We start from the raw sequence: 25,442 nt of genomic DNA, 5'->3' as shown, positions 1-25,442 counted from the left end.
AACTCGCGAAATCAGAGGGAACGGCGCATGCGAGATGCGCCTATCCATTAACACGTTCGACTTTGGCGACGACCGCCTTCGCGCGCAGCTGGGCCAGGATCGCGCTGAGGTGCTTCAAGTCGTAGACTTCGAGATCGATTGTCGTCTCCGTGAAATCGGGCGAGCGGCGCTGCATGCTGATGTTGTCGATGTTGCCGTCGTGCTCGGCGATCACGGTCGCGATCTGCGCCAGCGCGCCGGGCTCATTGACGTTCTCGACCTTGATGCGGGCCGGGAAGCGCTGCGGCGCGGAATCCTCGATGTCCCAGCGGACGTCGAGCCAGCGCTCCGGCTCCTCCTCGAAATCCTTCAGGGCCGGCGCCTGGATCGGATAGATCGTGATGCCCTCGCCCGGCGTGACGATGCCGACAATGCGATCGCCGGGGACGGCGCCGCCGTTCGGCGCGAACTTCACCGGAAGGTCGGAATTGATGCCGCGGATCGGGATCGCGACCGGGCTGCGCGACTGTTCGGAGACCCCCTTCTCCTTGAGCTTGGCGGCAAGGCCCTTCTTGACGCCGTAGCGCGCGATGCGCTCCTCCTTGTAATCCGGGTACATCGCACGCGCGACATGGGAGGCCTTGATCTCGCCGCGCCCGACCGCCGCCATGACGTCCTCGATCGATGTGCGCGCGAGCCGCGGCAGCGCGCCCTTGAGCTTGTCGTCGGCGTATTCAATCTTGGCGCGCTCGAACAGGCGCTCGACGATGCGCCGGCCGAGCCCGACATATTGGTCGCGCACCGCGGTGCGCGTGGCGCGGCGGATCGCGGCACGCGCCTTGCCGGTGACGGCGAGCGTTTCCCAGGCCGAGGGCGGCGCGGACTGCGCCTCCGAGGTCAGCACCTCGACCTCGTCGCCGTTCTGAAGCTCCGAGGACAGCGGCGCGAATTTGCCGTTGATCTTGCAGCCCACCGCGCTGTTGCCGACGTCGGTATGCACCGCATAGGCGAAGTCGATCACGTTGGCATGGCGCGGCAGCGCGATCAGCTTGCCCTTCGGGGTGAAGCAGAACACCTGGTCGTGGAACAGCTCGAGCTTGGTGTGCTCGAGGAATTCCTCCGGGTTCGCGCTTTCCGAGAGGATGCCGATGGTGTGGCGCAGCCAGGCGAACGCGTTGGACTCGCGCTTGAGGAATTCGGTCGGCGAACCCACGCCCTCCTTGTAGAAGACATGCGCGGCGATGCCGCGCTCGGCGATCTGGTCCATCGCCTCGGTGCGGATCTGCAGCTCGACGCGCTGGTTGCCGGGGCCGATCACCGTGGTGTGGATCGAGCGGTAGTCGTTCTGCTTCGGCGTCGAGATATAGTCCTTGAAACGTCCGGGCACGACCGGCCAGGTGGTGTGGACGATCCCGAGCGCACGATAGCAGGCCTCGACGTCGCTGACGACGAGGCGGAAGCCGAAGATGTCGGACAATTGCTCGAAGCCGACCGACTTGCGCTCCATCTTGGTCCAGATCGAGAACGGCTTCTTGCGCCGGCCATAGACTCGCGCCCCCAAGCCCCGGTGGCGCAGATTGTTGGAGAGCTGGTCCTCGATCTCGCCGATCAGGTTGCGGTTGCGCTCAGCCAGCGCGTCGAGCCGCTGCATCACCACCGAATAGGCTTCGGGATCGAGGGTGCGGAAGGACAGATCCTCCAGCTCCTCGCGCATTTCCTGCATGCCCATGCGCCCCGCCAGCGGCGCATAGATGTCGAGCGTCTCCTCGGCGATGCGCCGGCGCGATTCCGTCGGCACGAAGTCCAGCGTGCGCATGTTGTGCAGACGGTCGGCGAGCTTGACCAGAAGCACGCGGACATCGTCGGCAATGGCCAGCAACAATTTGCGCAGATTCTCGGCCTGCTTAGCCTCCCGCGACACCAGCTCCAGCCGCTTCAGCTTGGTCAGGCCATCGACCAGCGCGCCGATCTCCGAGCCGAAGATCTGATCGATCTCGGCCCGCGTTGCCTCGGTGTCCTCGATCGTGTCGTGCAGCAGCGCGGCCACGATGGTGGCGTCGTCGAGCTTGAGGTCGGTGAGAATCGCAGCCACCTCGAGCGGATGCGAGAAATACGGATCGCCCGAGGCGCGGGTCTGCGAGCCGTGGGCCTTCATGGCGTAGACGTAGGCACGGTTCAGCAGGTCTTCATTGGTGTTGGGATTGTAGGACCTGACGCGCTCGACGAGGTCATATTGACGCATCATCCGGGCGCGAGGCCTGGCGGGGCGCGCGACCGGCGCAGTCGGGGCCACGGCAACCGATTCGGTTGCGGCCTGCATCTGCGTGGATCTGCGGCGCCGATATACCATGCCGTCCTGCCTTCAAACGGGCTTGAACCGGCCCGCTGCATACATCCTAACTCCGATCGCGCTCGTGTCCGATCAATTCAGTGACAGGGCCAAGCACCGACCGCAGCGCTATGGTAACCACGAAAAGGCCAACAAAAGCAAAGGCCCGAACGATCGTTCGGGCCTTTGATATGATCACAAGAAGAAGATGATCGCGATGGAGGAATTACTCGTCTTCCTCGGGCTGCTCCTCGGGAGGCGCGAGGCCTTCCAGGCCCTTCAGCAGCTCCTCCTCGGTCATGCGCTCCACGGCGACCTCGGTGTCGTCGGCATCGACGCTTGCCCCCGCGGAACCGATCAGCGGCACTGTATCCGGCTCGGGCTCGTCCACCTCGACGAACTTCTGCAACGAGTGGACCAGCTCCTCGCGGAGGTCCTCCGGCGAGATCGTCGTCTCGGCAATTTCACGCAAAGACACAACAGGGTTCTTGTCGTTATCGCGGTCAACCGTTAGTTGTGAACCGGATGAAATCATGCGGGCACGGTGGGCGGCCAGCAGGACCAAGTCAAACCGGTTGTCGACCTTGTCGATACAATCTTCTACGGTGACGCGAGCCATGGACTGTCGCTCCGTTGTGGGTGGGACGAAATATGTGGATGATTGGGGCTAGTTATAGGGGCCGGGACGGTTTCGCAAGACCATTTTGTGATTTGGCCTCGCCAAACCGCTCTGCTACCCCCACATTGGGGCTGGGACGGGTGGTTTTCCGGGCTGCCGTTGGGGGCGGCCCCGGGGTGTATGCAAGTCCGCCATAACTATACCTTGATTGCCCCGACTTCTCCGGATTTGCGGTTTCGACGGGTTTCTGCGGCACTCTAGAACTGCGCGGCCTGTTGTCGCCGCGCCAACAAAAAACGATCAATCACGAACGCTACGCGAGCAAACTGAATGTCACCTTCTCCTACCAACAAGATCGCGCTCTTCATCGACGGGGCCAATCTCTACGCGACGGCGAAAACCCTCGGCTTCGACATCGACTACAAGCGCCTGCTGAAGGAGTTTCAGAGCCGCGGGACGTTATTGCGGGCGTTCTATTACACCGCCATCATCGAGGACCAGGAATACTCCTCGATCCGCCCGCTGATCGACTGGCTGGACTACAACGGCTACACGGTCGTCACCAAGGCGACCAAGGAATTCATCGACGCCTCCGGCCGCCGCAAGGTGAAGGGCAACATGGACATCGAGCTCGCCGTCGACGCCATGGAGCTCGCCGAGCACATCGACCAGATGGTGCTGTTCTCGGGTGACGGCGACTTCCGCTCCCTGGTCGAGGCCGTCCAGCGCCGCGGCGTGCGGGTCACGGTGGTCTCCACCATCGCCAGCCAGCCGCCGATGATCGCCGACGAGCTGCGCCGCCAGGCCGACGTCTTCACCGACCTCGTCGAGCTGCAATCCAAGCTCGGCCGCGATCCGTCCGAGCGCCCCGCCCCGCGTGACCGCGGCGAGCGTGGTGAACGCCACCACGCCCCGCAATTCCTCCAGCGCGCGACCACGACGGCGCCGAGGGGCGATGACGACTTCGAGGAGTGAGGCGGCCCGGTCAAGCCGCCAGCCTCTCACAATCGTTCCCGACCGTGACTGCCCGCTCTGCCCGCGCCTGGTCGCCTTCCGCGAGGCGAACCGCGCGCGCGAGCCCTCGTGGCACAATGCGCCGGTTGCGCCCTTCGGCGACATCAAGGCCCGCCTCCTGATCGTGGGCCTCGCCCCGGGAATGCAGGGCGCCAACCGCACGGGGCGGCCGTTCACGGGCGATTATGCCGGCGACCTGCTCTATGCCACGCTGATCGAATACGGCTTTGCGAGGGGCACCTATCAGGCGCGTCCCGACGACGGCCTGAAACTCGTCGACTGCCGGATCGCCAATGCCGTGCATTGCGTGCCGCCGCAGAACAAGCCGCTGCCGATCGAGATCAACACCTGCCGCCAGTTTCTCGTGGCCAATCTGGCGACGATGCCGAAGCTGCGCGCGATCGTCGCGCTCGGGCGAATTGCGCACGACAGCGTGCTCAAGCCGCTGAATTTGAAGGCCTCGCAAGCCCCCTTCGGCCACGGCGCGGTGCATCAGGCCGGCGCGTTCAGGCTCTACGACAGCTATCACTGCTCCCGCTACAACACGAACACCGGCGTGCTGACGCCAGACATGTTCAGATCCGTGTTCGCGAAGGTGAAGGCGGATCTCGATTAGCTAGAGCATGATCCGGAAAAGTGCGTAGCGGTTTTCCGAAAAGATCATGCTCAAACAATAAGCTAAAGCGCGATGACGATTCATCCTAATCGCATCGCGCCTTATTGACGGGATTTGCCTTGAGCCAGGCCAGCACGTCGCCGGCGTTCCGGTCGGGCGGAAACACCGGATAGAACACGTGCGTGATCCTGGCGTCGTCGATAACAAGCGCGAGGCGCTTGATCAGCGTCAGGCCCGCGACCTCCATGGTCGGCAAGTTCAAGGCGCGCGTCAGCGCCAGCTTCTCGTCCGAAAGCACCGGGAACGGCAGATGCAGGCGCGACGCCATCTCGATCTGATAGTCGTTGCTCTGGGTCGAGAGGCCGAACACATGCGCGGCGCCGGCGGCCTTCAGCTCGGCGTAGAGATCGCGAAAGGCGCAGGTCTGGGGCGTGCAGCCGCGCGCTCCGGGGATCATGTCCCAATCGTCGACCAGCGCGATCTTGCCGGGCTCGCCGGTGCGGGGATAGGCGAACACCACGGTGCGGCCGCGCAAAGCCGACAGGGTGACCGATGTGTCGTCGGTCGCGAGCAGGCCAATCGGCGGCAACGTCATGCCTTCGAGATGCGCGGCGGCGCCATCGTCGGAAGGCGCGGGAATCTGGCTCCAGTCGACCTCGAGCAGGTTCCGTTGATTCATCTCGTCATCCCCTCGCCCGCAGCAGCCGGCCCTTCTCCCGGCTCCAGTCGCGCTTCTTCTCGGACTCGCGCTTGTCGTGCAGCTTCTTGCCCTTCGCAACCGCCAGCTGCAGCTTGGCCCGGCCGCGCTCGTTGAAGTAAAGCTTGAGCGGGATCAGCGTCATGCCCTCGCGGTCGACCGCGCCGATCAGCTTGTTGATCTGGCGGCGGTGGAGCAGCAGCTTTCGCGGCCGCTTGGGCTCGTGGTTGAAGCGGTTGCCTTGCAGGTATTCGGGAATGGTGGCGTTGATCAGCCAGATCTCGCCGTTCTTCGAATCGGCATATGATTCCGCGATCGTGCTCTTGCCGTTGCGGATCGACTTGACCTCGGTGCCGGTCAGCGCAATGCCCGCCTCGATCGTGTCCTCGATGGCGTAGTTGAAACGCGCCTTGCGATTTTCCGCCATCACCTTGATCGGACGTTCGTTCTTATCGGCCATGACGGGCAAACCTGATCGAGATGCGCTCGGATTCTAACAGTTCGGATGAAGTGGGCGCGTCACTTCTTCAGGAGATCGCGGATCTCGGTCAGCAACTCGACCTCGGCCGTCGGTTTGGGCGGAGCAGCGGGTGCCGCCTCCTCCCTGCGCTTCAAGGTGTTAATGGCGCGGATCACCAAGAACAGCACGAAGGCGACGATGATGAAGTTGATCGTCAGCGTCAGGAAGCTGCCGTAAGCAAGGACGGCGCCTTGCTTTTTCGCATCCGCCAAGTTGGTGGCGGTGACCGCCTTCGACAAGGGAATGAAGTAGTTCGAGAAGTCGAGGCCACCGGTGACCGCGCCGACGATCGGCATGATGACGTCACCGACCAGCGAGGTGACGATCCCGCCGAAGGCCGCGCCGATGATGACGCCGACCGCGAGATCGACGACGTTGCCCTTCATGGCGAACTCGCGGAACTCCTTGAGCATCCGCGCGCCCTTTTCCTCCACGCTCATGAAAGGCTCCCCCGAACGGTAATGCGTCAGTTGACCAGGCCGGCGTGAACCATCGCGCTGCGCACCGCAACCCGCGTCGGCTCGGACACCGGAACCATCGGCAGCCGCAGCGTCTCGTCCAGCTTGCCGAGCAGCGACATCGCGTGCTTGATCGGCGCCGGATTGCTCTCGATGAAGAGGTTGTTGTGCAGCGGCATCAGCTTGTCGTGGATCGCGAGCGCCGCCTTGGTGTCGCCCTTCTGCCAGGCGGCGTGGAACTCCGAGCACAGGCGCGGCGCGACGTTCGAGGTCACCGAGATGCAGCCATGGCCGCCATGGGCCATGTAGCCGATGATGGTGGCGTCCTCGCCCGAGAGCTGGTTGAAGTCCTCGCCCATCGCCGCGCGCTGCTGCGACACGCGGACCATGCTGGCGGTGGCGTCCTTGACCCCGGCGATGTTCTTCAGCTCCCACAGCCGCTTCATGGTGTCGACCGACATGTCGATCACCGAGCGCGGTGGGATGTTGTAGATGATGATCGGAATGCCGATCGCATCGTTGATCGCCTTGAAGTGCTGGTACATGCCTTCTTGCGTCGGCTTGTTGTAATAGGGCGTGACGATCAGCACGGCGTCCGCGCCCGCCTTTTCGGCGTGCTGGGAGAGCTCGATCGCCTCCTTGGTCGAGTTGGAGCCGGCGCCGGCGATGACGGGCACGCGGCCCTTGGCTTCAGCGATGCACCATTCCACGACCTTCTTGTGCTCGTCATGGCTGAGCGTCGGGCTCTCGCCCGTAGTGCCGACCGGAACGAGGCCATTGGTGCCCTCGGAGATCTGCCAATTGACCAGGGAGCGGAATGCCGCCTCGTCGAGCGAGCCGTTCTTGAACGGGGTGACCAAGGCGGTGAACGACCCTCGGAATTTCGTCTTGGCTGCCATGGACTTCCTCCGTACGCGGCGATCTCTTGAGCAAGCCCCCTTCATATCGGGTCTATCCGGCCGGTAAAAGACCCGGGGTCGGTGCCAGGCTGGGTTTAGGCCGCGATTTTGCCGCGGTGCTGGTGCAAATCGGCCCGAGGTAAGCGGCTGTTGGTATTTTCTCCGCATATTCAAGCAAATTCAGCTAGGTCTTGAGCCACTTCACTGATTCGGGGCGACGAAACGCCGTGACCTCCTTTGCATCTGCCGCGTGGCGATCCCTGAGTATGGCATTGTGCCTGATGGCCGGGCTGTCGATGGACTGCGCCGCATTCGCCAAGTCCAACGAGACGGCCGCGGAGACCAAGGATCCCGCCAAGCCAGCAGCCAAGGACGCCGCGAATGGCTCGGCCAAAGGATCAACCAAGGAAACGGCGAAGGATACGGCCAAGGGAACCGGCAAGGACGCCGCGAAGGCCGCAAGCAAGGGTACGCCTGGCACCCCCGCCAAGGACGCCGCGAAGAAGCCGGACGCCGGCAAGAACGCCAGCAAGGAACCGGCGAAGGACAAGCCCAAAGACAAACCCAAGCCTGCGGCCACCGCTCCCGTTGCCACGGCACCTGCTTCCGCGCCAAAGGCAGCGCCGACTGCGAGCGGCGCGCCGCCCAAGGCAGCCCCCGCCCCGGCCGTGACTGCCACCGTCAAACCAACTGCGCCGGCCCCAGCCAGACCGGCCGCAGCTCCCATACTGGCGCCTGCAACACGCCAGCATGCAGCGCCGCGCAAGCCGGTCATCCCGGCCGCCGTCGCTGCGACATCGTCGACGTCGCAGGCTGACAAGGACACCCTGGAGAGCGTCATCGAGCTCGTGCGTAAGCGCAAGGCCGGCGACGCCACCAATGCCGCGGCCGGCATCTCCGATCCGGTCGCGCGAAAGCTCGCCGAATGGATCATCCTGCGCAGCGAGGACAACGGCGCGACCGTGGAACGCTATCGCGCCTTCCTCTCAGCCAATCCGAGCTGGCCGTCGCAGACCTTCCTGCGCCGGCGGCTCGAGGCCGCGATGTGGGACGACAGGCGCGACGAGTCGGTCGCGTGGTCGTGGTTCGAGAACGAGTCGCCGATCTCCGCCAAGGGACGCTTCACACTCGCCAGGGCGATGCTGGCGCGCGGCGACCGCGCCAATGCCGAGCGGCTGGTGCGGGACGCCTGGCGCGCCGATCCGATGTCGGAGGACACCGAGAACAACGCGCTCGACCAGTTCGGCGCCCTGCTCACGCCGGGCGACCAGAAAGCGCGGATGGACAACCTGCTCTACGGCAGCGAGAACGAGGCGGCGCTACGCGCCGCCAAGCGTCTCGGCGCCGGCTATGTCGCGCTCGCCAAGGCCCGCATCGCCGCGGTCAAGAAAGCGCCGAACGCGCGGGCGCTGCTCGATGCCGTGCCGCGCGAGCTGCACGGCGATCCCGGCTTCATCTTCAGCAAGATCCAGCTGCTGCGCCGCGAGGAGAAGTTCACTGAAGCCGCCCAGCTGATGCTGTCGGCGCCGAAGGATCCGGGTCGCCTCCACAATCTCGATGAATGGTGGATCGAGCGGCGCCTCCTGGCCCGCAAGATGATCGACACCGAGGAATTCCGCAGCGCCTATCTGATCGCGCGCGACGCCGCCCTGCCCTCGCGCGACATCTACAAGACCGAGCAGGAGTTCACCGCCGGCTGGATCGCGCTGCGCTTCCTCAACGATCCCGCGACCGCCGCCCAGCATTTTGCTCGCATCGGCGTCGGCAGCGTCAATCCCACCGCGCTGGCGCGTGCCGGCTATTGGCAGGGCCGCGCTGCCGAGGCGATGGGCCGCCAGCAGGAGGCACGCAATGCCTATGCGCGGGCGGCCGAGCAATCGACCAGCTATTACGGCCAGCTCGCGCGCGCAAAGCTCGGCCTGCCGCAGATCGAGCTCAACAGCCAGCCGCGCGGTCGCGGCGCCGAGCGGCTCGAGATCGTGCGCGCCGCGCAACTGCTCTACGAGCTGGACGAGCGCGAGTTCGCGATACCGCTGCTCGCCGACATGGGCGAGAACGGCGATCCCGAGGCGCTCGCGGGCCTCGGCGAGCTCACCCAGCGCTACAGCGACGCGCGCGGCATGCTGCTGCTCGGCAAGGCCGCGCTCAACCGCGGCCTCCCGTTCGACTTCTACGCCTACCCCGTCAACGGCATCCCTCAGTTCACGCCGATCGGCCCCGAGGTCGAACGCAGCATCATCTATGCGATTGCGCGGCAGGAGAGCGCGTTTAACCCGTCGGTGGTCTCGCCGGCGCAGGCCTACGGGCTGATGCAGGTGACGCCGGATGCCGCCCGCTACGTCTGCAAGCGCCACGGCGCAACCTACGACCTCGCGCGGCTGAAGAACGACTCCGTCTACAACGCCACGCTCGGCTCGGCCGAGCTCGGCGGACTGCTCGAGGATTATCGCGGCTCCTACATCATGACCTTCGCCGCCTACAATGCCGGCCGCGGCAGCGTGAAGAAGTGGGTCGAGCGTTACGGCGATCCGCGCGACCCCAAGGTCGACGCGGTCGACTGGGTCGAGCTGATTCCGTTCTCCGAGACGCGCAACTATGTGCAGCGGATCATGGAAAACCTTCAAGTCTACCGCGCCCGTTTCGGCGGCGGCACCCGCTTGCAGATCGAAGCCGATCTGCGCCGCGGCGCCGTCAGCGTGCAGTAACGGGCGTCGATGGCCCGATAGAATCAGAGCCTGGTTGCTGGGCAGGGCTCGGCAGGATTCGTCGACGGCACCAGCGACCTGACGATAGAATTGGACCAAGCGTTCCCACGCACCGGTTAGCTTATGCCTCACAAAGCTGGGAACGTGTCACGCTGCGCGTGGTCGGTGCGTTCCTGTTCGCAGCCGTGATCTCGTCGGGCCTCGCGACCGGCGGCTCCCCCCTTCGGCAAGAACCGCCATCCTGCCCAGCCACAGGTAACCGGCATCCAGGATCGCTATTGCCTGCAAGAACGGCGTTGGGAGAATCCTGGCAACTGCCAGTTGTCCAATTACAGCCAGTGCATGGCGACCACGTCGGGCACAATCGATGCCTGCGGTCTCAACCCGACCTATGCCTTCAAGGAGTGGAAGGGCCTGAGATGGTAGTTTGATAGCACTTTGCCGACATTCCAGCTTGCGAGCCAACAAGGTCCGCACGTTAGGCGAAGCGCTACGCTCCAAAGAAAAACCCCGGCAGTTTCCTGCCGGGGTTCATGGATCAACCTAGGGTCGATCTTAGAAGTTGCGCTGAGCGCGCAGGAGCATCTGCAGGTTGCCCTGATCCTTCAGCTCGTAGGTGGCTGCGGGCTTGGCAACGGCCAGGTTGGCCGTGTTGGCGCCCGTGACAACGCCAGAGTGCTTCTGGTCGAGCCAGACGTAGCTCACGTCAGCCGTGAAGGCGAGACCCTTGACCGGAGTCCAGACCAAGTTGCCGCCGATAACCGCAAGGTTGAAGTCGGGGTTACAGGTCGAGCCAGCGGCGGGGGCCAGAGCAGCAGCGAAGTTGGCGCAGATCAGAGCCTTGCTTTGATCGCCGTAGCGGAGCGAAGCATAAGCACCGTAGATGCCCGACGCCCAGTTCGGGGACCAGTTGTGGGTATAACCACCGCGGAAGCCCCAGGTCTTGACGGTCTCGATACCGAGACCGGAACCGAACACGCCATCAGCGATACCGGCGAAGCCGATGCTCTGATAAGCGATGCCGCTGCCGCCGTAGATGAAGATGGTCTGCGGGAACAGGCTCTGGAAGTTGTACCGCGAAGCACCGTCGGTATAGACCGCCTGCAAGTTGATCGAGTCACCCGCGCCGGTCGGGATGTTCTTGATCGACAAGGCACCCTGCACCGCCCAGCCCCACTTGTCAGACGGATGACCCGTGAGCTCCGTCGTACCGTAATAAGCCGAGTGGAGTTCGTGCGCCGCCGCCGAGATCTGGAACAGACCCCAAGCCTGATCGACACGAACCTGACCGACGATGTCGGGCATGCGCGTGCCACCCCAATCGTTGACACCGTAGATGCCCTGGATGAAGGCAGCGCCCGCAGCTGCAGTCGTGGCGAAGCCACCCACTGCACCGGCAACGCCCGTCACGCTCGCGTTCCAGAGGTTGGACTGGCCGCCAGCGGCGGTCGTCATATCCTGCAACGCGACCGAACCCGTGATGCCCTGGCCGAAATCAGCCGTGTAGGCGACCTGGTTCACACCGGTGACGTTGTTGCTGCCGCCCGGAAGGAAGTCGGGACCGCCAGCCGGATAGCTCTGCCACGGTGCGTCGAAGATCGAGACGGTGCGGCCGAAGGTGAAACCAGCGAACTGGATGAACGCATGGTAGAGGCCGAGCGAAGCCGAACCGGTCGAGAAGGCAGACGGGGCGCTGCCGGTCACCGACGTGGCATCCCAGCTGAAAACCGTATCGGCGTAGGTGCGGACCACGCCGTACTCGGTTGCCGTGCGGGTATCGATGGTGAAGTCCAAACGAGCGCGGGTCTGGTAGTAGTTGTCCAGACGGTTGTTGGCGCCGCCGGGAGCACCCTGGCCAATGCCGTAGTCGCTGTTCGTGTTAAACAGCATGTCGGCACGCAGATAGCCGCCGAACTTGATGCAGGTGTCGGTGCCCGGGATGTAGTAGAATCCAGCACCGTACAGGGAGCAGATCTTCACGTACTCGACCGCCTTGGCCTTCACGGGGAGATCGGCTGCCTGAGCTCCGCCCACGGCGATCAGACCCGCCGCTGAGCCGAGCAAAAGGCTCTTAACCAACTTCATGTTAAACCTCCAAGTTGCTCTTCAGGGAAGGTCACTGACCGGACGGCCAATTCCCCAACCCCCTCTAAATCACCGCTTTCGGCCCCTTCGCGTCTTCGGACACACCCGCATGAACGCGAGGGACTTAAGCGAATGACCTAAACGGGACGACCTCGGGATGCCCCCCTCCGTCGCTCAGTCACAATTACCGAACGTCCTTGCACACACAACAAGAGAACGCTCCGAAACGGGCCGGTGCAGCGTGTTTTCCAACGGGTGTTGCACAAATAACACGCAGATGTGATCAAACCGCTCTCGTAACGCATTGTTTATATTGATGTTTTCGGAGCGGTTCCAAATGCCATCAAAGTTCCGCACATGAGGCGCCGCGCGCGAGAGCTCGGCTTGAGCCAGCTTTGAGGCGCTCGAATCGTGGAATCAGAAGGAGACTCAATGGGCAGGCATCGACCGCCTCCCCGTCGCGCAATCTGACGCAGGCAGCCTGCAAGTACCTCCGCCGTCCGGGGCTCGCCATCACTCTCTATATGGAAGTCACGCTGGCGGGATAATCGGGCCGGACAGCTCGGCGAGCGAGGACGCAGAGGTGCTAGTCCTTCTTTGCACCTTTGAATTTCCTCGAAAATTCAGCGCCACGCCCTGATCCGAGCGCAAACCCGTCTCGTTTCGCAAATCGCTGGGAATATTCGAGCTAAAACACGCGCTTCCAAATTGACCAGCCCGAGCAAATAGATGCATAAGGCTCGCACCGGAGAGGTGGCCGAGTGGCTGAAGGCAACGCTTTGCTAAAGCGTCATACGGTCTCAAGCTGTATCGAGGGTTCGAATCCCTCCCTCTCCGCCACCCGGCAGCAGAATCCCCGGAAGCAGAATCAAGGTCCCTGCGCGCGTCCAGCGGAAGGCGATGGGCGACGCCGGTGCGAAAGTTCCGCACAAGGATGAGGGCGGCGAGCCCGCGCGATTCGCGCGCTCCTTATATATGTGAGCCCCCACCTAAATGCCGGATCGCCAGACCCGCCAATGCGAGGGCGCTATCAGCACGGCCTCATCGGCCCAAACATTGAACCAGATGCCGCCCTTACGCCGGCATGGAAAGGACCATGGCACAATACCTGTTTTGTGCAGACGCCCGAGTTCCAGGTCGCACTCGTCGGGAGCGATCTGAATCGGCAGCCATCGTCCATTCGTAGCCTGGTTGCTCATGACGTCGGATTCTAGGCGACGCCATGAAGAGGAAACTTGCTCCAGCGCAAGCGCGTCCGCCCGTGCGAATGAGCGCAGGCGGCGCGGCCGTTGTTCTCGCCGGCAAAGGTGACTAGAGTTTTTGCACCATTTCGCCCGAGCACAGACCCCCCTACGTCGGGTCGAGAACCCATTGCATGTCGCAACAAGGCCGCAACAAGGGAGCCTCGGCCCCCTCCTCACTCCATCCGTCAGCTATTCTGGACCAGGCAATTGCGGCGCACCGTTCGGGCAATCTGTCGGAAGCGGAACGGGCCTACACGACCATTCTGAAGGGAAGCAGAACGCATGCCGTCGCGCTCCATATGCTGGGGCTGTTGCACGCCCAGCGCGGCCATTTTGCGGATGCCGAGCCTTTGCTGAAGAAGGCTGCACGCGTCGACCCCGGCAATCCCGACGTTCTTTTCAACTATGCCAACGTGCTGCGCGCGCTGGACAAGCCGGACGATGCGCTCGTCTGGCTTGCGAAAGTAATCGCCCTGGCTCCGAACTTCGCGGACGCGCATCTCAATCGCGGAGCGATCCTCATTGCACGGCAGCAGCTTCGCGACGCCATAGCCGAGTTTGATCGCGCCATTGCGATCGCACCGTCGAGCGCCGCGTTCGCCAACCGAGGCAGCGCGTTGCAGCAGCTTGGTCGACTCGTGGAAGCGCGTGACAGCTACGCCCGCGCCATCGAGCTTGCACCGGCCGACCCACAGAACCATTTCGCGTTGTCTGAGGTTCTTGGCCAGCTGGGGCGAGACGACGAAGCGATCGTGGCTCTGGAACGAACGGTCGCACTTGATAAGACGTTCCCGTTTGCGCTGAGCAACCTCGTTGCTTGCAAGCGGAAGCGCGCCGACTGGAGCAGCTTCGAACGTGAACAGGCCACCATGGAAGACGCTGCCGAGGCAGGCGTGCCGGTCGACCCCTTCACCTTCTTTCATGTCTCCTCATCGCCTGCACGCCAATTGACCTGCGCGAAGGCCTATGTCGCCAAGGTGACCCCCGACGGGGGTGCCGCCAGGCCCGGAACGCCGAGACCGGCGTCCCGGCTCCGGGTCGCGTACATGTCGGCCGATTTTCGCAGTCATGCCACCGCGTATTTGATGGCCGGAATCTTCGAGGCGCACGACCGCGAGCGCTTCGACGTCACCGCCATCTCCCACGGGCCCGACGACGACAGCCAGATGCGCAACCGCTTGAGGGCCGCATTCGAACGTTTTGAAGATGTCAGCGATCTCGCCGACGAGGACGTCGTCAAGCTGATCGGCCAGCTCGAGATCGAGGTTCTCGTCGATCTCGGCGGCTTCACCGCCGGTGCACGGCCGAAAATCATTGCGCGCCGGCCGGCTCCTATCCAGGTCAGCTATCTCGGCTTTCCCGGCACGATGGGCGCCCCCTATCTCGACTATCTCATGGCCGACCGGATCGTCATCCCCGAAGCAGAGCAGACTTATTACGCCGAGAAGGTGATCTATCTTCCCAATAGCTACCAGGCGACCGACGCGAAGCGACCGCTCCCGTCAAATCCACCGAGCCGGAGCCAGCTCGGACTGCCGGACGATGCGTTCGTCTACTGCGCGTTCAACAGAAGCCCCAAGATCACGCCCCCGTTGTTCGGCGTCTGGATGCGGCTGCTCGACAAGACCCCCGGAAGCGTCCTTTGGCTGCTGGATGGCGACCCGGTCGCCACGGAGAATCTGAAGCGTGAAGCCGTTGCGCGGGGGATTGTCGCCGAGAGAATCGTGTTCGCTCCGCGCGTCCCTGCTGAGGAGCATTTGGCGCGCCACCAGGTCGCCGATCTGTTCCTGGACACATTGCCCTACAACGCCCACACCGGGGCCAGCGACGCCCTCTGGGCCGGCTTGCCGGTCCTGACGTGCCTTGGGACCACTTTTGCCGGACGCGTCGCAGCCAGTCTCCTGAACGCCGTAGGCCTTCCCGAGCTGGTGACGCGATCGCTGGAGGAATATGAGGCTTTGGCACTTCGAATCGCGCACGATTCCGAACTTCGCGTCGCGCTCAGGAGCAAGCTGGCGGCGCGCCGGACCACTTGGCCGCTTTTCGATACTGTCCGCATGACGCGGGATATCGAAAAGGCATTCGACGAAATCTGGCGCAGGCATTGCGCGGGCAAAGCGCCGGCCTCGTTTGCCGTGCAAACCTCGACCTGAAGCCGCCTCGGCGCGGTGGCGCCGCCCGGTCAAGGTCCGGTTCCCAAGCGAAGTGACGCTCAGTGCGCGCAGACCCAGGCTCTCGCCTCACGCTGCGCGACGGAGATCTCGGCCTCCGACATCTGCCCGGCGATTTCCTGGCGCAGCGCCACGGCGTCCTTGCGGCCCTTCAGCGCGGCGAGATTGAACCATTTGTGCGCGGCGACGAGATCGACGATGCCGGAGCGGCCGCTCGCCCAATAGATCCCGCGCTCGAACAGCACGTCCGACAGCGCGCTCGCATCGACCGGCGTCGCCGTCTCCAGATCGAAAGTACCCTGAAACATCACGCATCCCCTTTGTTCTTATGCCGCCTCGTCCCCCGAGCGCGGCTCCCGTCCAACCTCTGATGTGCATGACCCGTCACGGGATCGTGCACTGTTCAACTCTTCCCCGTCGCCGTTTGCCGGCTTGTTGGAGGCGATGATGGCGGGCAAATTTGAATGGCAGTTTAAGCATCGCGATGAAGCAGACGTAAACGCGGGCGCGCGCCTCCTCTGCCGAGAATTCAAGAAGTCCATGATTCGCAGGGACTTCTGTCATTCGTCAGATTCGGTTTACCCTGGGATTTCAGGACATCGATAACCATCGCGCGCGGTGGCGCAGGTCATGTGGTTGCTTTTCTTCAACTGGCGTCACCCGCGCCCTCGCTACGCCAAGGCTTCCACGGTATGCGGTCTCGGGCCGCCGAAGCGGCGAAGGTGGCAGGCGGGTGACCGAGTATTCCAGCGGCCGCAATCGTTCCACGACAAGCCGCGCGTGCTGGATCGGCCCGTCGGAGCCGGGCGGCGACACCGCTGGGCGAAACGGCGCGCGATCACGCCACAGGACGCCTTGCCTCTCCAAGCCAAGCGATCAAGCCGGCATGACAGAAGCGCGCTCGGACGCGGCGCGGTCAAATCAACGATGTGAGGGAGAGGAATGCCGGCAATGCCCCGGCTTCAAGGGAACGAGGGCGTCGGCGAACACGTCAGGACCAGATTCCACTTTGGCCCGAAGGCCTGTCGTGAAATTGCGGAGCCCGTTTGAGGAGAACCGCACCGAACGAAGAAAACTCGTTTCTTCTGCCGGACCGCGAAAGAGAACGGTCCGACCGTTGACCTGATGTCTCGCCGACACCCTCTATCGTCGACCAGAACCTCTAGGAGGCGCTGATGACGTGCCGGCTATCTGGAGCCGGCAACTTCAGAAGCGAAGTTACTTCTTCTTCTTCGCGACCTTGCGGGTCTTCTTCGCAGTCTTCTTCACTGCGCTCTTCGCCTTCTTCGCCTTCTTCGCTTTCTTGGCCATGTTGCCCTCCGATGTGTGAGATGGCTTTAATCGCTGCGTGCACTCGGGGATCGAATGCACTTCATCCCGAATACACCAACACGAAGAAAAAAACAGCTTCTCACTTAAAGAAGTGTTGACGCAGCAAGGCGCCTGCGCTTGGCGGGCGCGACGCAGGCGCTTCGTACGACGTGCACTTGCGATCATGCAGAGCGCGCGCATCGCCGACGTTCGCGAACGATGCGATTGCACGAAAACACTATGCAGCAAGTATTTTTTCGCACGCGCGTATCGCGCGCGACCAACGCAGCGATGCGCATCGACAATCGTGCGGTCGCCTCGCAAAGGCGTTTCGCGGACTCTGAGTCGCGATTTTTGGCAACGAAAATATTTTCATGCTTAACGGCGCGGGCGCTCGCCGGAGCGCGTTCAAGCCGCCGTTTCGGGCGAATCGCGCGGCGGCGATTCGCCCCGCCGCATCGCCGTCGATCAGGATGAAGTTTGCCGTCGAGGATGCGCGCGAACGTCGCAGCGAGAACCGAAAGCGAGGTGACGAAACGCGTCCGTCACCTCGTTCGAATGCGTGAGGCTTAGACGCCGAGCTTGGACTTGAGCAGGTCGTTGACGCTCTGCGGGTTGGCCTTGCCGCCGGATGCCTTCATGACCTGGCCGACGAACCAGCCGAGCGATTGCGGCTTGTCCTTCACCTGCGCCGCCTTGTCGGGATTGGCCGCGATGATGTCGTCGACCACCTTTTCGATCGCAGAGAGATCCGTGACCTGCTTCATGCCGCGGCTTTCGACCAGCGCGCGGGGATCGCCACCCTCCTGCCAGACGATTTCGAACAGATCCTTGGCGATCTTGCCCGAGATCGTACCCTCGCCGATCAGGTCGATGATCGCAGCCAGTTGCCCGGCATTGACGGGCGAGGCCGTAATATCCCGGCCTTCTTTGTTGAGACGGCCGAACAGCTCGTTGATCACCCAGTTCGCCGCCATCTTGCCGTCGCGGGCGTGGTTGGCGAGCTTGTCGAGCACCGTCTCGTAGAACAGCGCGCTCTCGCGCTCGGCGACCAGCACGCTCGCATCATAGGCCGAGAGGCCGAAATCGGCGACGAAGCGCGCCTTCTTCTGGTCCGGCAGCTCCGGCAGCTTCGCCTTCAGCGCGTCGACGAAGTCCTGGCTGAACTCCAGCGGCAACAGGTCGGGGTCGGGGAAATAGCGATAGTCGTGCGCCTCCTCCTTCGACCGCATCGAGCGCGTCTCACCCTTGTTGGGATCGAACCGGCGCGTCTCCTGCTCGATCTCGCCCCCGTCCTCCAGGATCTCAATCTGGCGCCGCGCTTCATACTCGATCGCCTGGCCGATGAAGGCGATCGAGTTCATGTTCTTGATCTCGCAGCGGGTGCCGAGCGGCGCGCCGGGCTTGCGCACGGACACGTTGACGTCGGCGCGCAGGGATCCCTTCTCCATGTCACCGTCGCAGGTGCCGAGGTAGCGCATGATCGAGCGCAGCTTGGTCACATAGGCCTTGGCCTGCTCGGCGTCGCGGATATCAGGCTTCGAGACGATCTCCATCAGCGCCACGCCAGAGCGGTTGAAATCGATGTAGGACAGTGACGGCGACCGGTCGTGCAGCATCTTGCCGGGATCCTGCTCCAGATGCAGCCGCTCGATACCTATGGTGGCCGTCTTGCCGCCGTCGAGATCGATGATCACCTCACCCTCGCCCACGATGGGCGATTTGTACTGGCTGATCTGGTAGCCCTGCGGCAGGTCCGGATAGAAATAGTTCTTGCGGTCGAACACCGAGCGCAGGTTGATCTGCGCGTTGAGGCCGAGCCCGGTCCGGACAGCCTGCCTGACGCATTCCTCGTTGATGACCGGCAGCATGCCTGGCATCGCGACGTCGACCAGCGAGACGTGGCTGTTCGGCTCCCCGCCGAAAGCGGTAGACGCGCCCGAGAACAGCTTGGCGTTCGAGGTCACCTGGGCATGGATCTCCATGCCGATGACCATCTCCCAGTCACCCGTTGAGCCCTTGAGAAGCTTGTGCGTGGCCGTGCTCATGTCCTGCTCCCGAGCAGCGTGGCAGCGATCCGCTCCCACTCCGCTTCCAATGAATCCTTTGCCGCCGGCTGGCCGGCCTGGCGGTACCAATAGCCGGCATTGCCGAGATCGCCTTCGACGCGGTGCAAATAGGCATGCACCCAGGCGGCCTCGCGGCTGCTCTCGTCCTGAACGATCGTGTGCGCGCGGTCCCAGTCGCCCTTCGCCGCCCACCAGAGGCCGGCGAGCGGCGCATTCAGGTCCGGCGCGGGCGCCGCGCCACTGATGCTCGCGATGAAATCGGCGACATTCACCACCACCTCGCGGGCGTGAAGCGGCCGGCGGCCTGCTCGATCACCTCGCCGAGCGAGAACAGCGTCTCCTCATCGAACGGACGGCCGATCAATTGCAGCCCGAGCGGCAGGCCCTGCACGTCCTTGCCGGCGGGCACCGCGATGCCGGGCAGGCCCGCCATGTTCACGGTCACCGTGAAGATGTCGTTGAGATACATCTCGACCGGGTCGGCGCCGCCCTTCTCGCCGATGCCGAAGGCCGCCGACGGCGTCGCCGGGGTGAGGATGGCGTCGACGCCTTTGGCGAAGCAGTCCTCAAAATCCTTCTTGATCAGCGTGCGCACCTTCTGCGCGCGCAGGTAATAGGCATCGTAATAGCCGGCCGAGAGCACGTAAGTGCCGATCATGACGCGGCGGCGCACCTCGGCGCCAAATCCCTCCGCACGGGTGTTCTCGTAGAGCTCGATGATGTTCTTACCCTGCTCGCGCAGGCCGTAGCGCACGCCGTCATAGCGCGCCAGGTTGGACGAGGCCTCTGCCGGCGCCACGATGTAATAGGCCGGCAGCGCGTATTTGGTGTGCGGCAGCGACACCTCGACCAGCTCGGCACCGGCCGCCTTCAGCCACGCCGCGCCCTCACTCCACAGTTTCTCGATCTCGGCCGGCATGCCGTCGAGGCGATACTCCCGGGGGATGCCGATCTTCATGCCCTTCACGGACTTGCCGATCGCCGCCTCGTAGTCCGGCACGGGGATATCGACCGACGTCGTGTCCTTGGGATCGTGGCCGGCCATCGAGCGCAGCAGCATCGCGGCATCGCGTACGCTGCGCGCGATAGGGCCCGCCTGGTCGAGCGAGGAGGCAAAGGCGACGATGCCCCAACGCGAGCAGCGGCCATAGGTCGGCTTGATGCCGACGGTCGCGGTGAACGCGGCCGGCTGGCGGATCGAGCCGCCGGTATCAGTCGCGGTCGCGCCCATGCAGAGCAGCGCCGCCACGGCCGAGGCCGAGCCGCCGGACGAGCCGCCCGGCACCAGCGTGGTGTTGCTGCCCTCGCGCCGCCAGGGATTGCCGACGGGGCCGAAGCACGAGGTCTCGTTCGCCGAGCCCATCGCGAACTCGTCATTGTTGAGCTTGCCGAGCATCACCGCGCCGTCGCGCCAGAGCTGCGAGGTGACGGTGGACTCGTAGGTCGGCACGAAATTGCCGAGGATCTTCGAGCACGCCGTGGTGCGCACGCCCCTGGTCGCGAACAGGTCCTTGATGCCGAGCGGGATGCCGGCGAGCGGGCCCGCATCGCCCTTGGCGATCTTGCTGTCCGCCTCGCGCGCCATGGCGCGCGCCTGGTCCGGCGTCTCTATCACGAAGGCGTTGAGCACGCGCGCTTTCTCGATCGCGGAAAGATGCGCATCGGTCAGCTCGAGCGACGTGAAAGTTTTTGCCGCGAGACCCTTGCGGGCCTCGGCGAGCGTCAGCGATATCAAATCGGTCATTTATTGATCGGGCTGCAGAAGAACGGAGACAGGGTCTTGTCGTCGGCCGGGTCGTCCTTTTTGGCGGCGGCTTTCGCGGCCGCCTCGAGCTCGTCGAGCACGGCATTGACGGCGACATTGGGGTCGGCAGCCTTGCCCTGCCGCTCCATCTTGTCGAGGTAGTTCATGTAGGCCTGATAGGCCTTCTCATCGTCGCAAAGCAGGCACATCGGACCTAACCTGTTTATTCAACGACCTTCGGCACCAGGAAGAAGTGACCTTCGGTCGCGGGGGCGTTGGCAACGATATCGTCGGCGATCTCGCCGTCATCGACCACGTCCTGCCGCTTCTTCATCTGCATCGGGGTGACCGAGGTCATGGGATCCACGCCCTCGACATTGACCTCCGAGAGCTGCTCGACGAAAGCGAGCATGGCGTTGAGCTCGCCCTGCAGATGCGGAACCTCGTCCTCGGAAACCGCAATGCGCGCCAGATGCGCGATGCGGCGGACGGTAGCGGCGTCGACGGACATTATATAAGGCCTCTTACGGCAAAACCTATGTGCCGTATAGCAGAGGCCGGTTTTGCGCCGCAACCGGCGCTTCCCCCTATCCGGCGAGGGCCTTCATGCGCCCCAGCGCCGATTTGGCCAGGTCCCGGGTCAATTCGGCGGCGGGAAGCTCGCGGCCCAACGCAACGGCCTGCCCTGCCCAGAGATTGGTGAAATCCACCCTGCCCTGCTTTTCGGCAGCCGCTTTCAGCGGCCCCAGCGCCGTCGCGGCGTGGGGAAACGGCGGCGCATTCGGCGAGATCGGACCGGCCTCGCGCATCAGCCGGTTCTGCACCCCGCGCGCAGGCCGGCCGGTCATGACATTGGTGATGACGGTGGAATCGTCCCGCGCCTCGGCCAGCGCCTTGCGGCCGCCCGCGCTGAGCTTGGATTCCGGGCAGCGCAGATAGGCGCTGCCGATCTGCACGCCGGCGGCACCGAGGGCGAAGGCTGCGGCAATGCCGCGTCCGTCGGCGATGCCGCCCGCCGCGATCACCGGCACCTTCACGGCATCGACGACCTGCGGCACCAGCGCGAAGGTGCCGGGCTGCTCGGCGATCTTGTCGGTCAGGAACATGCCGCGATGGCCGCCCGCCTCGGCACCTTGCGCGATCACGGCATCGACGCCGTGTTCTTCCAGCCAGACCGCCTCCTTCACCGTCGTCGCGGACGAGATGACGAGGCAACCCGCCGCCTTGACGCGCCGCAGCAGCGCTTGCTCCGGCAGGCCGAAATGGAAGCTGACGACCTCCGGCTTCAGCTCCTCGACCACTTCGCAGAACGCTGCATCGAACGGCGCGCGGTTCGCAGCCGCGATCGGCGCGGAGGGATCGAGACTGTGCTCGGAATAGTACCCCGCGAGCCGCTGCTTCCACCGCGCCTCGGCTTCGCGCGTCAACTCGACCGGCGTGTGGCAGAAGAAGTTCATGTTGACCGGCGCCTTGACGCGCTGGCGGATGAGACCAACCTGCTCGCGCGCCTTCTCCGGCGAGATCATCGCACACGGCAGCGACCCCAGCGCCCCGCCCTGCGCAGCCGCAATCACCAGCTCCGCATCCATCACGCCAGCCATCGGCGCCAGCACGATCGGAAATTCGGTCTTGAAGAGATCGATCAGTCGACGGTCAGGCCACATGATGCTTGCCTCGCATTCGCTCTTCCCTCTCCCCTTGTGGGAGAGGGTGGATCGCCGCGATAGCGGCGAGACGGGTGAGGGGTTTGCATCCGCGGAAGCAGACCTCTCAGATTTGACTTCACTCTCCGCGGAAAGAACCCCTCATCCGGCGCTGCGCGCCACCTTCTCCCACAAGGGGAGAAGGAAGAACACCTCTCGCTGAATTCCGGCGTCCTGCCAGCAACTGCTCCGCCTCCGCCGCAATCCGCTCGACGATCTCCGCCGCCGGTGGGATATCATGAATCAACCCAACCGCCTCGCCGGCGATCACGGCCGCGACATCGAAATTGCCCGCCGCCCTTGCTGCCGCATACTCGGAAGCGACTGCGGCAACATTCTGCATCAGCTCGACCTCGCGGCCGATCCAGCGCTTGGCATGATCGTTGAACAGGCACCGCCCGGTAAACGGCGCCGGCCAGACATTGTTGCGGGAGAGATCGAAGAGGATGCCGCGCACGGTCGAACCGGAGTTCGCCGCGCAGATGCGGCGCTTGGCCTCCTCCGCACCGTCGGCCTCCTGGCTGGCATAGAAGCGCGTGCCGAGCAGCACGCCGCTCGCGCCCAGCATCATCATGGCCGCGAGGCCGCGCCCATCCGCGATGCCGCCAGCCGCCACCACTGGAACGCGCCCCGCGACGAGATCGACGATGGCGGGCACGAGATCGACAGTGGTGCGCGAAGCGCCATGACCGCCCGCCTCCGTGCCTTGCGCAATCAGGATGTCAGCACCGGCATCGAGCGCCTGCCGCGCCATCGCTTCGTCCTGCACCTGGCAAATCAGGCGCGCGCCGGCGGACTTGATCTTGGGCGCGAACGGCGCGGGATCGCCGAACGACAACATGATCGCGTCCGGTTTCGCAGCGAGCGCGACATCGAGAAGCTCGGGCTGCTTGGCGAGGCTCCAGGTGATGAAGCCGATCCCGAACGGTGCACTGAGGTCGGCGAGCTTCGCCGTCTCCTGCTCCAGCCAGACCCGCTCGCCATAGCCGCCGCCAAGAATGCCGAACCCGCCAGCGCGGCTCACCGCCGCGACCAGACGGCTGCCGGCAATGACATCCATCGGCGCCAGCAGGATCGGATGCTCGATCCCCAGCAGCGTGGTCAGCGACGTCGTCATCGGCATGGCTCCTCCCCGATCTGGACAGCGAGACTAGGCGCGACTAGCATTCTCGAAAATTGAATTGTTGCGAACGCTGCCATCTCAAAAGCGAAACGACGCCATGGAACTCAGCGATATCAAGACCTTCGCCGCAGTCGCCCGCGCCGGCGGCATCACCCGCGCCGCCGAGGAGCTCAACACCGTGCAGTCGAACGTCACCCAGCGCGTGAAGGCGCTGGAGGCGGAGATCGGCACACCGCTGTTCGAGCGGCACTCGCGCGGCATGACGCTGACCGGTGCCGGCAAGCGCCTCCTCCCCTATGCGCAAAAGATGGCGGCGCTGTCGCGCGAAGCCGTGCTCGCCGCGCGCGATGATGGCGAGCCGAAAGGACCGCTCGCGATCGGCTCGATGGAGACCACGGCAGCCGTGCGATTGCCGCCGCTGCTCGCTGATTTCCACCGCCGCTTCCCTGCCGTGCGTCTTTCCTTGCGCACCGCACCGACCGCCGACCTCGTCGCACTCGTGCTCGACGGCACGCTCGACGGCGCCTTCATCGCCGGGCCCATCGCGCATGACGACCTCACCGCGACGAGCGCGTTCGGCGAAGAGCTGGTGCTGGTCAGCGCGCGCCGCTGGGCCTCGCTCGCCGAGCTGCGCGCCGGCACGCCGGAGTCGGGTCCGACCGCGCTGGTGTTCCGCACCGGCTGCACCTATCGCCAGCGGCTCGAACAGATCTTCGTCGAATTCGGCTGGCCGTCGGCGGCACGCTTCGAGCTCGGCACGCTCGACGGCATGATCGGCTGCGTCGCCGCCGACATGGGCGTGACGCTGCTGCCGCGCGCCGTTGTGGAACGCAGCGCGATGAACGGCGCCGTCGCCGTCCACACGCTGAGCCCGTCACATGCACGTGTCGAGACACTCTTCATCCAGCGCCGCGCCGGACATCAATACAGTGCGCTGAGCGGTTTTGCCGATTGCCTGAAGAAGGACGAGGACGTCATCGCAGCATGACGGAGCGCCAACGTTCCACGCCACGAAATTCGTCACAAATCCATCGCGTTTGAATCGATTCGCGCTGCGCCCTGCCATCGCAGCGCAGCACTTCGAAAAGCTTTGAAGCCCGCGCTTCTTCTACGTTAGGATAAGTGACTGGCCAGCGCGAAACCATAAACGAAGCCAAAACATCGGCAGAAAACATCGGGAGGACTATTGATGCGCAATACGCTCGTGTTGTGCTGCGTCGCTGCGTTGTCGGCGATTTCAGGAACTGCAAGCGCACAGGACTGGACCAAATCGAAATGGGGGCCGAACGACGAGATCGGCGCCGCCAACTACATGACGCCCGAGCTCGTTGTGAAGGCGGCATCGCTGGTGAAGACCGGCAAGACCTACGCCCTCGGCATCCCCGTCACGCCGCAGACGCCCGCCTACCCGCCGCGCACCTTCAAGCTCACCATCGTGCAGCCCGGACAGGCCGGCACCCCGGGTCTCGGTCCGAACAAGGCCACTTACAACGATGACATCCTCGACAGCTGGGTCGGCATCGGCAGTCAGCTCGACGGGCTCGGCCATCTCGGCGTCGAGCACGTCTACTACAACGGCAACAAGCTGGCCGATTTCGCCGATCCCAATGGCTTGAAGAAGCTCGGCATCGAGAAGGTGCCGCCGATGGTCGCCCGCGGCGTGCTGCTCGACATGGCCGCCTATTTCAAGACCGACGTGGTGAAGGAAGGCACCGCCTTCAACGTCAAGGAGATCGAGGAAGCCGCCAAGCAGCAGAACGTCGAGATCCGCCAGGGCGATGTCGTCATCTTCCACACCGGCTGGCTCAGCCTGATCGGCAAGGACGACAAGCGCTACTCGGCCGGCGAGCCCGGCCTCGGCGTCGAAGGCGCGAAGTACCTCGCCGGCAAGGGCGTCGTCGCGGTCGGCGCCGACACCTGGGGGCTCGAGGTGTTGCCGTTCGAAGGCAAGACCGTGTTCGAGGTCCACCAGATTCTGCTCGCGATGAACGGGACCTATATCCTCGAGAACATGGACACGGCGGCGCTCGCGCGCGACAAGGGCTATGAATTCCTGTTCGTGCTGGGCCAGCCGCGCTGGACCGGCGCCGTGCAGGCCATGATTAACCCGATCGCGATCCGCTGAGCTGAAAATCGGGCGAGGAGCCGCTTGCCGC

General features: G+C 64.2%; 22 protein-coding genes and 1 tRNA gene. 8 read left to right on the top strand and 15 right to left on the bottom strand.

Annotation, left to right across the window (positions count from 1 at the left end):
* Window positions 1-40 precede the first annotated feature (40 nt).
* On the bottom strand, window positions 41-2,329 hold the full coding sequence (locus I6F24_RS07790; protein ID WP_036015037.1) for a bifunctional (p)ppGpp synthetase/guanosine-3',5'-bis(diphosphate) 3'-pyrophosphohydrolase: 2,289 nt from the start codon (window positions 2,327-2,329) through the stop codon (window positions 41-43).
* Window positions 2,330-2,534: 205 nt separating this feature from the next.
* On the bottom strand, window positions 2,535-2,927 hold the full coding sequence (gene rpoZ, locus I6F24_RS07785) for a DNA-directed RNA polymerase subunit omega (protein ID WP_007603391.1): 393 nt from the start codon (window positions 2,925-2,927) through the stop codon (window positions 2,535-2,537).
* A 330-nt stretch (window positions 2,928-3,257) separates the two neighbouring features.
* Here rpoZ and I6F24_RS07780 point away from each other — a divergent pair, with 330 nt between their 5' ends.
* Together I6F24_RS07780 and I6F24_RS07775 are read left to right on the top strand one after the other, a co-directional pair.
* Window positions 3,258-3,902, top strand: a complete 645-nt coding sequence (locus tag I6F24_RS07780) for an NYN domain-containing protein (protein WP_036015038.1) — start codon at window positions 3,258-3,260, stop codon at window positions 3,900-3,902.
* The gene (locus I6F24_RS07775; RefSeq protein WP_036025518.1) at window positions 3,883-4,557 is read left to right on the top strand and encodes a uracil-DNA glycosylase; all 675 of its coding nucleotides are present in this window, start codon (window positions 3,883-3,885) and stop codon (window positions 4,555-4,557) included. The genes I6F24_RS07780 and I6F24_RS07775 overlap by 20 nt, the downstream gene beginning before the upstream one ends.
* Window positions 4,558-4,642: 85 nt before the next feature.
* On the opposite strand, the gene I6F24_RS07770 is transcribed toward I6F24_RS07775, so the two are convergent.
* Genes I6F24_RS07770 through dapA form a run of 4 tightly spaced genes read right to left on the bottom strand, consistent with a single transcriptional unit; the run spans window position 4,643 to window position 7,131 of the window.
* The gene (locus I6F24_RS07770; RefSeq protein ID WP_036025520.1) at window positions 4,643-5,236 is read right to left on the bottom strand and encodes a peroxiredoxin; all 594 of its coding nucleotides are present in this window, start codon (window positions 5,234-5,236) and stop codon (window positions 4,643-4,645) included.
* A gap of 4 nt (window positions 5,237-5,240) precedes the next feature.
* Window positions 5,241-5,714 carry an SsrA-binding protein SmpB gene (smpB, locus tag I6F24_RS07765; protein WP_025036727.1) on the bottom strand — a complete coding sequence of 158 codons (474 nt, stop codon included), beginning with the start codon at window positions 5,712-5,714 and terminating at the stop codon, window positions 5,241-5,243.
* Window positions 5,715-5,773: 59 nt separating this feature from the next.
* Window positions 5,774-6,187: a large conductance mechanosensitive channel protein MscL gene (gene mscL, locus I6F24_RS07760; RefSeq protein WP_225152487.1), complete on the bottom strand. Its 414-nt coding sequence runs from the start codon at window positions 6,185-6,187 to the stop codon at window positions 5,774-5,776.
* 53 nt (window positions 6,188-6,240) lie between these two features.
* A complete protein-coding gene (gene dapA, locus I6F24_RS07755) occupies window positions 6,241-7,131 on the bottom strand; it encodes a 4-hydroxy-tetrahydrodipicolinate synthase (protein WP_225152471.1) in 891 nt (296 codons plus the stop codon).
* A 281-nt stretch (window positions 7,132-7,412) separates the two neighbouring features.
* Between dapA and I6F24_RS07750 the strand changes: the two genes are divergently transcribed.
* Complete coding sequence (locus tag I6F24_RS07750) at window positions 7,413-9,836, top strand: lytic transglycosylase domain-containing protein (RefSeq protein WP_225152485.1); 2,424 nt, start codon at window positions 7,413-7,415, stop codon at window positions 9,834-9,836.
* Between the two features lie 264 nt (window positions 9,837-10,100).
* On the top strand, window positions 10,101-10,262 hold the full coding sequence (locus I6F24_RS07745) for a DUF3551 domain-containing protein (protein WP_346656900.1): 162 nt from the start codon (window positions 10,101-10,103) through the stop codon (window positions 10,260-10,262).
* A gap of 129 nt (window positions 10,263-10,391) precedes the next feature.
* Here the strand turns inward: I6F24_RS07745 and I6F24_RS07740 are convergent, their stop codons facing one another.
* Window positions 10,392-11,921 (bottom strand): porin, encoded by a 1,530-nt coding sequence (locus tag I6F24_RS07740; RefSeq protein ID WP_057029763.1) that lies wholly within the window; start codon window positions 11,919-11,921, stop codon window positions 10,392-10,394.
* 747 nt (window positions 11,922-12,668) lie between these two features.
* On the opposite strand from I6F24_RS07740, the gene I6F24_RS07735 reads away from it, so the two are divergent.
* Window positions 12,669-12,761, top strand: a tRNA-Ser gene (locus I6F24_RS07735).
* A 535-nt stretch (window positions 12,762-13,296) separates the two neighbouring features.
* Window positions 13,297-15,318 carry a tetratricopeptide repeat protein gene (locus I6F24_RS07730; RefSeq protein WP_225152469.1) on the top strand — a complete coding sequence of 674 codons (2,022 nt, stop codon included), beginning with the start codon at window positions 13,297-13,299 and terminating at the stop codon, window positions 15,316-15,318.
* A 59-nt stretch (window positions 15,319-15,377) separates the two neighbouring features.
* On the opposite strand, the gene I6F24_RS07725 is transcribed toward I6F24_RS07730, so the two are convergent.
* The 8 genes from I6F24_RS07725 to I6F24_RS07690 all read right to left on the bottom strand — a co-directional run bounded on the left by I6F24_RS07725 (window position 15,378) and on the right by I6F24_RS07690 (window position 23,286).
* Window positions 15,378-15,644, bottom strand: coding sequence for a hypothetical protein (locus I6F24_RS07725; RefSeq protein WP_036025525.1), 267 nt, complete (start codon window positions 15,642-15,644; stop codon window positions 15,378-15,380).
* Between the two features lie 1,572 nt (window positions 15,645-17,216).
* On the bottom strand, window positions 17,217-18,695 hold the full coding sequence (gene gatB, locus I6F24_RS07720; protein ID WP_225152467.1) for an Asp-tRNA(Asn)/Glu-tRNA(Gln) amidotransferase subunit GatB: 1,479 nt from the start codon (window positions 18,693-18,695) through the stop codon (window positions 17,217-17,219).
* On the bottom strand, window positions 18,692-18,994 hold the full coding sequence (locus tag I6F24_RS07715; protein WP_085969262.1) for a hypothetical protein: 303 nt from the start codon (window positions 18,992-18,994) through the stop codon (window positions 18,692-18,694). The genes gatB and I6F24_RS07715 overlap by 4 nt, the downstream gene beginning before the upstream one ends.
* Window positions 18,985-20,460 (bottom strand): Asp-tRNA(Asn)/Glu-tRNA(Gln) amidotransferase subunit GatA, encoded by a 1,476-nt coding sequence (gatA, locus tag I6F24_RS07710; protein ID WP_225152464.1) that lies wholly within the window; start codon window positions 20,458-20,460, stop codon window positions 18,985-18,987. Before gatA ends, I6F24_RS07715 begins: the two co-directional genes overlap by 10 nt.
* On the bottom strand, window positions 20,457-20,669 hold the full coding sequence (locus I6F24_RS07705) for a hypothetical protein (RefSeq protein WP_109143519.1): 213 nt from the start codon (window positions 20,667-20,669) through the stop codon (window positions 20,457-20,459). The genes gatA and I6F24_RS07705 overlap by 4 nt, the downstream gene beginning before the upstream one ends.
* A gap of 14 nt (window positions 20,670-20,683) precedes the next feature.
* Complete coding sequence (gatC, locus tag I6F24_RS07700) at window positions 20,684-20,971, bottom strand: Asp-tRNA(Asn)/Glu-tRNA(Gln) amidotransferase subunit GatC (protein ID WP_225152462.1); 288 nt, start codon at window positions 20,969-20,971, stop codon at window positions 20,684-20,686.
* 76 nt (window positions 20,972-21,047) lie between these two features.
* On the bottom strand, window positions 21,048-22,124 hold the full coding sequence (locus I6F24_RS07695; protein WP_225152460.1) for a nitronate monooxygenase family protein: 1,077 nt from the start codon (window positions 22,122-22,124) through the stop codon (window positions 21,048-21,050).
* Window positions 22,125-22,242: 118 nt separating this feature from the next.
* Entirely contained in the window at window positions 22,243-23,286 is a 1,044-nt protein-coding gene (locus tag I6F24_RS07690; protein ID WP_225152458.1) for a nitronate monooxygenase, read from the bottom strand.
* A gap of 97 nt (window positions 23,287-23,383) precedes the next feature.
* Between I6F24_RS07690 and I6F24_RS07685 the strand changes: the two genes are divergently transcribed.
* Together I6F24_RS07685 and I6F24_RS07680 are read left to right on the top strand one after the other, a co-directional pair.
* Window positions 23,384-24,274 (top strand): LysR family transcriptional regulator, encoded by an 891-nt coding sequence (locus I6F24_RS07685; RefSeq protein WP_225113864.1) that lies wholly within the window; start codon window positions 23,384-23,386, stop codon window positions 24,272-24,274.
* A 201-nt stretch (window positions 24,275-24,475) separates the two neighbouring features.
* Entirely contained in the window at window positions 24,476-25,411 is a 936-nt protein-coding gene (locus I6F24_RS07680) for a cyclase family protein (RefSeq protein WP_036025535.1), read from the top strand.
* Window positions 25,412-25,442: the final 31 nt, after the last annotated feature.

Origin of the sequence: Bradyrhizobium sp. BRP23 (genome assembly GCF_020194135.1) — a bacterium.
GTDB lineage: Bacteria > Pseudomonadota > Alphaproteobacteria > Rhizobiales > Xanthobacteraceae > Bradyrhizobium > Bradyrhizobium yuanmingense.
This window is presented reverse-complemented; position numbering and strand designations above follow the sequence as displayed.

Coding starts and splice junctions, on each gene's coding strand:
- I6F24_RS07790 (WP_036015037.1), bottom strand. CDS start 2,329: ATGGTATATCGGCGCCGCAGATCCACGCAGATGCAGGCCGCAACCGAA.
- rpoZ (WP_007603391.1), bottom strand. CDS start 2,927: ATGGCTCGCGTCACCGTAGAAGATTGTATCGACAAGGTCGACAACCGG.
- I6F24_RS07780 (WP_036015038.1), top strand. CDS start 3,258: ATGTCACCTTCTCCTACCAACAAGATCGCGCTCTTCATCGACGGGGCC.
- I6F24_RS07775 (WP_036025518.1), top strand. CDS start 3,883: ATGACGACTTCGAGGAGTGAGGCGGCCCGGTCAAGCCGCCAGCCTCTC.
- I6F24_RS07770 (WP_036025520.1), bottom strand. CDS start 5,236: ATGAATCAACGGAACCTGCTCGAGGTCGACTGGAGCCAGATTCCCGCG.
- smpB (WP_025036727.1), bottom strand. CDS start 5,714: ATGGCCGATAAGAACGAACGTCCGATCAAGGTGATGGCGGAAAATCGC.
- mscL (WP_225152487.1), bottom strand. CDS start 6,187: ATGCTCAAGGAGTTCCGCGAGTTCGCCATGAAGGGCAACGTCGTCGAT.
- dapA (WP_225152471.1), bottom strand. CDS start 7,131: ATGGCAGCCAAGACGAAATTCCGAGGGTCGTTCACCGCCTTGGTCACC.
- I6F24_RS07750 (WP_225152485.1), top strand. CDS start 7,413: ATGGCCGGGCTGTCGATGGACTGCGCCGCATTCGCCAAGTCCAACGAG.
- I6F24_RS07740 (WP_057029763.1), bottom strand. CDS start 11,921: ATGAAGTTGGTTAAGAGCCTTTTGCTCGGCTCAGCGGCGGGTCTGATC.
- I6F24_RS07730 (WP_225152469.1), top strand. CDS start 13,297: ATGTCGCAACAAGGCCGCAACAAGGGAGCCTCGGCCCCCTCCTCACTC.
- I6F24_RS07725 (WP_036025525.1), bottom strand. CDS start 15,644: ATGTTTCAGGGTACTTTCGATCTGGAGACGGCGACGCCGGTCGATGCG.
- gatB (WP_225152467.1), bottom strand. CDS start 18,695: ATGAGCACGGCCACGCACAAGCTTCTCAAGGGCTCAACGGGTGACTGG.
- gatA (WP_225152464.1), bottom strand. CDS start 20,460: ATGACCGATTTGATATCGCTGACGCTCGCCGAGGCCCGCAAGGGTCTC.
- I6F24_RS07705 (WP_109143519.1), bottom strand. CDS start 20,669: ATGTGCCTGCTTTGCGACGATGAGAAGGCCTATCAGGCCTACATGAAC.
- gatC (WP_225152462.1), bottom strand. CDS start 20,971: ATGTCCGTCGACGCCGCTACCGTCCGCCGCATCGCGCATCTGGCGCGC.
- I6F24_RS07695 (WP_225152460.1), bottom strand. CDS start 22,124: ATGTGGCCTGACCGTCGACTGATCGATCTCTTCAAGACCGAATTTCCG.
- I6F24_RS07690 (WP_225152458.1), bottom strand. CDS start 23,286: ATGCCGATGACGACGTCGCTGACCACGCTGCTGGGGATCGAGCATCCG.
- I6F24_RS07685 (WP_225113864.1), top strand. CDS start 23,384: ATGGAACTCAGCGATATCAAGACCTTCGCCGCAGTCGCCCGCGCCGGC.
- I6F24_RS07680 (WP_036025535.1), top strand. CDS start 24,476: ATGCGCAATACGCTCGTGTTGTGCTGCGTCGCTGCGTTGTCGGCGATT.